The organism is Rhizobium cerradonense (assembly GCF_030182455.1).
Classification (GTDB): domain Bacteria; phylum Pseudomonadota; class Alphaproteobacteria; order Rhizobiales; family Rhizobiaceae; genus Rhizobium.
The window spans coordinates 1-7,627 of record NZ_JAQJCK010000048.1 but is presented as its reverse complement, the minus strand read 5'-3'; the positions used below and the strand labels follow the sequence as shown (position 1 = coordinate 7,627).

The window sequence follows — 7,627 nt, the reverse complement described above, 5'->3', positions numbered from 1 at the left end:
CGTAAGCGCCGTCTCCGCCCCATTGAATTGGCTATATTTTGAGGCTTGCCGGGTGTGCGAGAAGGTTTCCAGGACTATCTGGAGATTTGCATGGCAGATGATGGATTTGTTGGGCGTTACGAAGTTGTCGAGCCGCGCCGCGGAAACCGGCGTTGGCCGGACGATGTGAAGGCGCGGATCGTGGCGGAAAGCCTTGAGCCTGGCGTTCGTGTTGTTGATGTCGCGCGCCGTCATGACGTTGTTGCGCACCAGCTTTCCTTGTGGCGCCGGCAAGTGCGCGAGGGCATTCTGGCGTTGCCTTTTGAGACTATGTCGGGCCAGTCGGAGAGCGGCGATGCCGAGCCTGCATTTGTGCCTTTGGCGATTGCGGCAGAGCCGAGCGAGGCTGTGAGTGTTTTGGCGCCGCCGCTGCCGGCGACGGTTTCGTCGGTCTTGACATTGGAGATCGGCCCGGACGTTGTGATGCGGGTTCCCGGCGATGTGCCGGTTGAACGTGTGGCGGCTCTGGTGCGAGCCATGCGAGGGACGGCATGATCGTCGCGGGCCAACGCCTGCCGATCCTGATTGCAACGCGGCCGGTTGACTTCCGCTGTGGGCATCAGGCGCTGGCTCTGATGGTGCAGACCGAATTGAAGCTCGATCCGCATTCCGGGGTGACGGTGATCTTCCGGTCGAAGCGCGGCGATCGCCTGAAGATCCTGGTGTGGGATGGCACCGGAATGGTGCTAACCTACAACGATCTGCATTCATACTGCATCTCTCTTTCGGATTCAGTTGAAGGTTTTGGCGTGTCTGGCATTTTCCTTATGGGCGGCGAGGCGATCGACGAGTTGGTTCCATCGACTGCATTGCTTTTGCGGTAAATCGCTCTTCGGAAGCTCGTACAGGTAATAGTGTCCGTTGTAGGCATGGCTGGTGACGAGGCCATGTTCAGCCCATCTGGCGAGGGTATGCTCATGGATATTGAGGTGTGCAGCCGCCTCCTTCTTTGTCAACATCCCACGATCCCGGAGCCGGTCATAGCGTGATCTCAGCTTGTATTCGCGAACAAGATAGGTGACGCGTTTGGTTGTGAAGCGGGCGTTGCGCTGGTCACGGCGCGTCACCGAGCCCGGACGGTATCCCTGATTGTTGAGAATGTCGGCGATCTCGGAAAAAATATGATCGTCGAGGAGTTTATCAATCAGTTGGATGACGTCGGGGCTCGTCTTGACCTGCTGGCTGGGCGATTTTGGGCTGATGGTGACGAGTGTCTGGGTTTTGCCGCCTTTGAAGCGAATATGAGCCTTGGTTGTGCCTCTCTTCGGTAGTTTGAGGAGGGTGACATCCTCAATGATGTGGGCAAGCAAGCGCTTTCGTTCGCGGTTCGGGGTCTCTGAATTGGTCCAGAGCTTTTTGAAGTCCGCCGTCATTGTGACCAACCGCTCTTGGACGGCCTTATTGAGGATGAATTGATCGTGCTCCTGGGCGCGCTCGCGCTCTTCGCGGGCATTAGCCAAGATGCGGAGCTTCTCGTTCCATTCCCCTTCGAGCGTGTCGGCGACAAGGCGGTTATTGGGATCGACGAGCATGAAACGGCGCTGGGCGAGATCGGCCTCGGTTTGGGCGCGCTCGATTGCGCGACAGCGCAGCCGGTCCGCCTCTTCATGTCGCGCTTCGATTTCTTTGCGGACTTCAATTGCCAGTTCGACGGCTGCCGGCGTCATCTGATCCGCGATCAACATGCCGATGGCTTCGTCGACGGGAGGAGCAGAGATCGCCTGGCACACGTGTTCTCCGCGATTGCTACGGGCGCGGTCACAAACGTACCAGGCTTCCTGTCGACCGCGTCGGGCAGCGTAGCGCATGTGAAAATGCCTGCCGCATTGCCCACACACGGCCCGTCCCTGCAGCAGCGCCGGTCCTTCCCGCGGAGGCGATGCGACACCGGCGTTCCATTTATGGCAGATGTTCGACTTTAGAATCCTCAGGTTCTCTTGGTGCTGCTCCCAGCTGATATAGCCGGGATGGGCATCTGGAATACACGCCGTCCAATCGTCGGTACCTTGTTCACGGACGAGCTTTTTGCCATCGATGGTTCGTCGATAGCGACGGCGACCATAGGCATAGGCTCCGGCGTAACGTGGATTATGCAGCACGCGCATCGCCGTCGAAGGCGTCAGTGGCCGAAAAACAGTCTGGCTATCGTGCAGGCGGGAGGGAAAGAGAATACCTTCCTGACGAAAGGCCTTGACGGTCTGGGAGGCGGATCCGACGCGAGAGAACGTCTCAAAGAAATGAGCAATCGTCTCTCTAATTTGCATGTCCGGATCGAGAGCCACATTGCCGGAATGGTCATAGACCAGTCCGGTTGGCAGGGGGCAACGGAACTCGCCGCGCCGTGCCTTGTTGAGAATACCGCCGCGCAGCCTTGCCTTGATCACATGCAGTTCGGCCTCACTCATTGTTCCCTTGAGGCCGAGCAGGAGGCGGTCGTTGAAACTTGCCGGGTCATAGACACCGTCCTCGTCGAGGATCAGGGTGTCAGCAAGGGCGCAGATCTCCAGTAGACGCTGCCAGTCGGCATTGTTGCGCGCCAGCCGGGAGACCTCCAGACCCATGACGATCCCGGCATGCCCCATGCCGACATCGCTGACCAGCCGCTGAAATCCCTCGCGCCAGACCGCCGATGCGCCGGATTCACCCTGATCGTTATCGATGACGATAATTTGCTCGTCGCGCCAACCAAGTGCGATAGCGCGCCCGCGAAGCGCATATTGCCGCATGGCGCTCTCGGTATTGTCGATGACTTGCCGCATCGAAGATTGGCGGATGTAGAGGTAGGCGCTGCGTTCACGGTGATGGGACTGGACTTTGAGGTGTACATTCATGTTCATGGTGCTCTCCGTTGGTGGATGCTCATGGCGATGGTCGCCAGGACATGAACGACGGCGCTGAGGTCGTCGCGCGCCGGTCGGGTGGCCAATGACAGGTAAAACGGGTCTTGATCAGGGCTTGCCGCCGCAGGCAGTGCACGGGCCCATCCCCACATGCCGCGGCGCAGAAAAAGCATGAGGCCGCTACGGGCCTTGAGCGGCAGAACTTCGCCGAGAGCTGCACTGCGCAGCATCTCGTACTGGTCCGCGATGGCCGGCAATGAACATGCCGGTCCCGTGGCAACGTCTAGCGGATCGTTTTTTTTAACACCCGCTCGATCGTCCTGGGATGAAGCTCGATATCGAGTTCGTTGCGGACCATCATGGCGAGCTCGCGTGCATGAACGGGTACGCCCGGAACCAGCCTTGCCTGCAGAAATGCCAGGACTTTGTCGTCGACCTTGTGGGGCCCGCGGGGACCCGGCTTTGCCGGCACCAGTCCAGCAATCCCACTCGTGTCGAAGTTTGCCTTGGCCTGGTAGTAGGTCGGTCTGGAAACACCATACTCGTCGGAAGCGTCCGTTACCGAGACGTTGTCGACGGAGACGCGTCGCAGCATCTCGTATTTGACCTGGACGGCGTCGCGCGGATCGAAGAACTCGCTGCCGCGGAACTTCGGGTCGCGCACCTTCTCGGAATTTGGATTGAAGGTGCCCTCGTCGATGAGGGCATCCATCTTTGATCGCTTGCCGCCGTACTTCGCAGGCATTGCGGGCTCCGGGTATGAGATCGAGCATTAATGTAATGCTAATTATACCGCACTTCTGATTTGTATCAAGGACATTCTCTGAGCAAATTAGGGAAATGTGGCGTACAAATCGGGATATATTGCTCATTGCGAGTCCTCTTGCGGCATAATCTCGTCTACATTAGCGGCATAATTATCCTTACACTCCGCTCGCGACCGCGCTGCCAACCTGTCACAAAGGTGTTCCACCATGTTGGCCAATTCCATCAAGTTCGAAACCAGCAAGAGCGCCCGCCCGTTGCTCGCGGCAACTTCCGGATCAACGCTCACAAGATCAGTCCATTGAGGGGGAAGCGGCCATATGGCGCCATCGTCGGTCTGCAACAGCAAACGGCTGCCCTGTAAGTTACTTCGCTTGCCAACGCAGGGCAGCTGCCGTGCGAATAGAGGATGAAACGGATGCGTGACCCGCACTAGCTGCTGATCTGCGCTGGTTGAGGCTGCATTCTCAGATAAGGTACAAAATTCTTGAACATGGAAACTTTGCCTGGCCCAAGGTTCAGGATGGGACCATGCGTCTTTCCAGGGCTCAATATGAGGCTTTGTTCGAAGGTCTTGACTGGCGACGGGTCATGGCGCAACGGGTGACCGCGCCGTCCGCGGCAGGGTAAATATCCGGCCGCCTTTGCATTGTTTTATTTGGCTTTTTTGTGCTGCCTTGCTATAAGGCCGCATGTCATCGCCCCTTGATCTCAGCCTGTTTCCGGACCTTCCGCCAGAGGTTGTCAAAGCCTTTGCGGCGATGGAGTTCGAACTGTCGGTCGAGCGTGCTGCACGTCAACATGAGCAGGCTGTGGTTGCCGAAAGGGACGCGTTCATCGCCGAGCTGAAGGAACTGGTCGAGAAGCTTGAGGGGCAGGTTCACGACTATCGGCGCACGAAGTTCGGGCCGAAATCGGAAAAGCTCGATCCGGCGCAGATGGAACTGGCGCTGGAAGACCTTGAAACGGCGATTGCCGAAACACAGGCGCGGATCGCCGCCGTCGAGAAAAAGATCGAAGCCGGCGCATCCGATCCGGACAAGGCCGCCCCTCGCAAGGAGCGTAAGGCCCGTGCATTACCCGAACACCTGCCGCGGGTCGAGAAGGTGATCGAGCCCGACAGTATTGTCTGCCCCTGTGGTTGCGGCAACATGGTCCGGATCGGTGAAGACCGGACGGAACGGCTCGACCGGATTCCGGCACGCTACGAGGTGATCGTCACGATCCGCCCGAAATACGCCTGCCCCAAGGGTCGAACGGGCGTCGTCCAGGCCAGAGCGCCGGCGTATCTGCTGGAAGGGAGCTGGCCGACGGAAGCCCTTCTGGCTGAGATTGCCGTCTCCAAGCATTCCGAACATATGCCGCTCAACCGGCAGGCCGAGGTCATGGCGCGACATGGGGTGCCGATAGACCGCACGGTCCTTTCCGATTGGATGGGGCGCACGGGCAGCGAAATCGCATCGGTGGTCGACTACATGGCAAAACGGCTGCTGTTTGAAAGCACGCGGCTCTATGTCGACGAGACCACGGCTCCGGTGTTGGATCCGGGGCGAGGCAAGACGAAGACCGGTTATCTCTGGGCCGTGTTGCGTGACGACCGCGGCTGGAACGGTTCTGCGCCGCCGGGCGTGGTGTTCCATTATCGGCCCGGGCGTAAAGGCGAATATGCCGCTGAAATCCTCGACGGGTTCAACGGGACAATCCAGGTGGATGCCTACGGTGGTTACTCTCACCTCGCCACGTCGGACCGGATGGGCGGTGATCCCTTGAAGCTGGCTTTCTGTTGGGCGCACGGGCGCAGAAAGCTGATCAAGGCCGCGCCAAAGAGTGGATCGCCCATCGTCGACGAGGCGCTGGTGCGGATCGCCGCGCTCTACAAGATCGAAGGCAGTATCCGGGGCTCAGATCCCGAACATCGCCGCGCAGTTCGACAGGACCTGTCCCTCCCGCTGGTGGACGAATTCTTCACCTGGCTCGCAGCGCAAGCCCAGCGCGTCTCACGCAAGTCCGACCTCGGAAAAGCCCTGGCCTATATGCTGACGCGGCAGGACGGATTCCGGCTGTTTCTGGACGACGGCCACGTCGATATCGACTCCAACCTGGTGGAAAACGCGATCCGCCGACCAGCCATGAATCGCCGCAATGCGCTCTTTGCGGGGCACGACGTTGGCGCGACATACTGCTCATCTGACGATGTCCTTAAAATAAAAGGGGATTTTGAACCGGATCCTGAGATATCGGACGTCTTGATCGCCTGGCATCTGCTTCGCGGCGAACAGTGTCGTCTTGAAGGTCGGAAAGTTGAATGATCCAAGGCGCTCCAGCACATAGCTGTCGAGCGGGAAGGACGCCGCTGCTTACCATCCGATAAGCCGTAGCTCGACTTACCTTCAGAATGTCGGCGGTCTCGTCGAGGGTTCTCTCGCCGCGTTCAGCCCGTTCGCCTTCCCGATAGACGGGGATGCCGTGGATGTTGCGAAGACTGCAGACGTGGCTTCGTGTCCAGCTGGCGCCATGTCCAGTCGGCTTGCCGGAGCGGTTCAGGATCGCTGCGATTGACAAATCAGGTAACTGCCTTGCCAAGGCGCGCACGAGATCGACAACATCAGCCTTAACTGCCCACCGGGTCTGGCCGATCTTGTTCTTCTTCACTGTCATCCGGGTATGATCTCCACCTTGCCAATGAATGATGATCGCCAATGTGTCGTCGACGATATCGACGACAATTTCCGTGATTAGTAGCCGAATGATCTTTTTGCGCGTCTCAATGGATACGCTGGGGCTGTCCCATGCCTGCCCCAGGTCCCTGCCGAGCTTCATCAGTCTTGCACGGTCATCTGCCGATAGCGCGGGCATGTCGCGGTCGGTCGAGAGCGTCTCAAGCTCGATCTCCAGGTCACGCAATTGGATCAGTTTCTCATTCCAGCGTCTTTCCAACTCGCCCGCGACCAACCGATTGTCGGGATCGACAGCGTCATACTGGCGCCGCGCTCGAGCAGCCTCATATTGTGCTTGCTTGATTGAGTTCTCGAGTTGCTGACGCTTATCGCTATGACGCTGCGTGTGCGCCTCCATTGCCTGCAACGCCGCCTCGATCCCGAGGGGTTGCAGTCGTTCGAGAACTTCCTGCGCGACGGCCCGATCGACGCGCATGCCACCGAACCCGATGCAGTTTGCAGCCGCCATGTCGCCGAATGTGCCGCGACAAACGTATCGCTGCGTGTTGCCGCCTTTCCCAGAATATTGAATATGCAGTCGACGACCGCAGCGACCGCAACGAAATAGTCCAGGCAACAAAGCTTCGCCACGCCTTATCGAACCCCGCCCTATGTAGCTTTTTCCATTCGCATTCTCGGCGATCAGATGCTGATTCCTTTCAAACTCGGCCCAGCTAATATAGCCTTCATGATGGTCGTGGATCAAAACTTCCCAGTCCTTCGAATTACGCCGCAACGTATCACGGATGACCCGTTTGCGCCCATCCTTGATCATCACCCGTGTCCCACGCCGGCCGTAGGCGTACGAGCCAGCGTAGACGGGGTTTGTCAGTATGTGATGAAGGGTATGATAAACCGGAGCTTTCCACTCGATCGGCGGTTTGCCGCGCCCTTGATTGACAGACGGAACCAAGACATTCTCTTGCCTGAACCAGAGCAACACCTGGCGGACGGTCTGCAGTTCGGCGAATTTACGAAAGACGAGCAGAATGCTCTCCTGAACGCGCCGATCAGGATCTTTCTCGACACGGGCATCATCCGTCTTCACATATCCGACGGCAACAGTCAGATGAAGTTCGCCGCGCCGCGCTTTTTGGCGCATGGCCTCGACGGATCGTTGCCGAAACACGGATAACTCCATCTCGCTCATCGTACCCTTCATGCCAAGAAGGAGACGATCGTTAGGCGAGCGCGGATCGTAAATAGCCTCTTCGTCAACGATCAGAGTGCCGACCAGACCACAAAATTCCAGCAACGTATGCCAAT

General features: G+C 58.4%; 8 protein-coding genes and 1 pseudogene. 4 read left to right on the top strand and 5 right to left on the bottom strand.

Annotated features, from left to right (window positions below):
• The first annotated feature begins 90 nt into the window (after positions 1-90).
• Together tnpA and tnpB (PH547_RS33255) are read left to right on the top strand one after the other, a co-directional pair.
• Positions 91-534 (top strand): IS66-like element accessory protein TnpA, encoded by a 444-nt coding sequence (tnpA, locus tag PH547_RS33260; protein WP_015341991.1) that lies wholly within the window; start codon positions 91-93, stop codon positions 532-534.
• Complete coding sequence (gene tnpB, locus PH547_RS33255; RefSeq protein WP_081598427.1) at positions 531-863, top strand: IS66 family insertion sequence element accessory protein TnpB; 333 nt, start codon at positions 531-533, stop codon at positions 861-863. The genes tnpA and tnpB (PH547_RS33255) overlap by 4 nt, the downstream gene beginning before the upstream one ends.
• Here the strand turns inward: tnpB (PH547_RS33255) and PH547_RS33250 are convergent.
• The 4 genes from PH547_RS33250 to PH547_RS33920 form a co-directional block, all read right to left on the bottom strand.
• On the bottom strand, positions 771-2,765 hold the full coding sequence (locus PH547_RS33250) for a recombinase family protein (protein WP_285170453.1): 1,995 nt from the start codon (positions 2,763-2,765) through the stop codon (positions 771-773). The genes tnpB (PH547_RS33255) and PH547_RS33250 overlap by 93 nt on opposite strands.
• Positions 2,766-2,872: 107 nt before the next feature.
• Positions 2,873-3,109: a hypothetical protein gene (locus tag PH547_RS33245; RefSeq protein WP_028754843.1), complete on the bottom strand. Its 237-nt coding sequence runs from the start codon at positions 3,107-3,109 to the stop codon at positions 2,873-2,875.
• A gap of 53 nt (positions 3,110-3,162) precedes the next feature.
• On the bottom strand, positions 3,163-3,624 hold the full coding sequence (locus PH547_RS33240) for a helix-turn-helix domain-containing protein (RefSeq protein ID WP_184806310.1): 462 nt from the start codon (positions 3,622-3,624) through the stop codon (positions 3,163-3,165).
• A gap of 123 nt (positions 3,625-3,747) precedes the next feature.
• Positions 3,748-4,077: a DUF5372 family protein gene (locus PH547_RS33920; protein WP_184806313.1), complete on the bottom strand. Its 330-nt coding sequence runs from the start codon at positions 4,075-4,077 to the stop codon at positions 3,748-3,750.
• Positions 4,078-4,097: 20 nt separating this feature from the next.
• On the opposite strand from PH547_RS33920, the gene tnpB (PH547_RS33915) reads away from it, so the two are divergent.
• Positions 4,098-4,274 (top strand): IS66 family insertion sequence element accessory protein TnpB, encoded by a 177-nt coding sequence (gene tnpB, locus PH547_RS33915; protein ID WP_162944135.1) that lies wholly within the window; start codon positions 4,098-4,100, stop codon positions 4,272-4,274.
• A 62-nt stretch (positions 4,275-4,336) separates the two neighbouring features.
• Positions 4,337-5,815 (top strand): annotated as a pseudogene (tnpC, locus tag PH547_RS33235) (IS66 family transposase); the annotation flags it as partial.
• A gap of 28 nt (positions 5,816-5,843) precedes the next feature.
• Here the strand turns inward: tnpC and PH547_RS33230 are convergent.
• Positions 5,844-7,627 (bottom strand): recombinase family protein (locus PH547_RS33230; protein WP_184806316.1); only part of this gene is annotated, 1,784 nt, incomplete at its 5' end.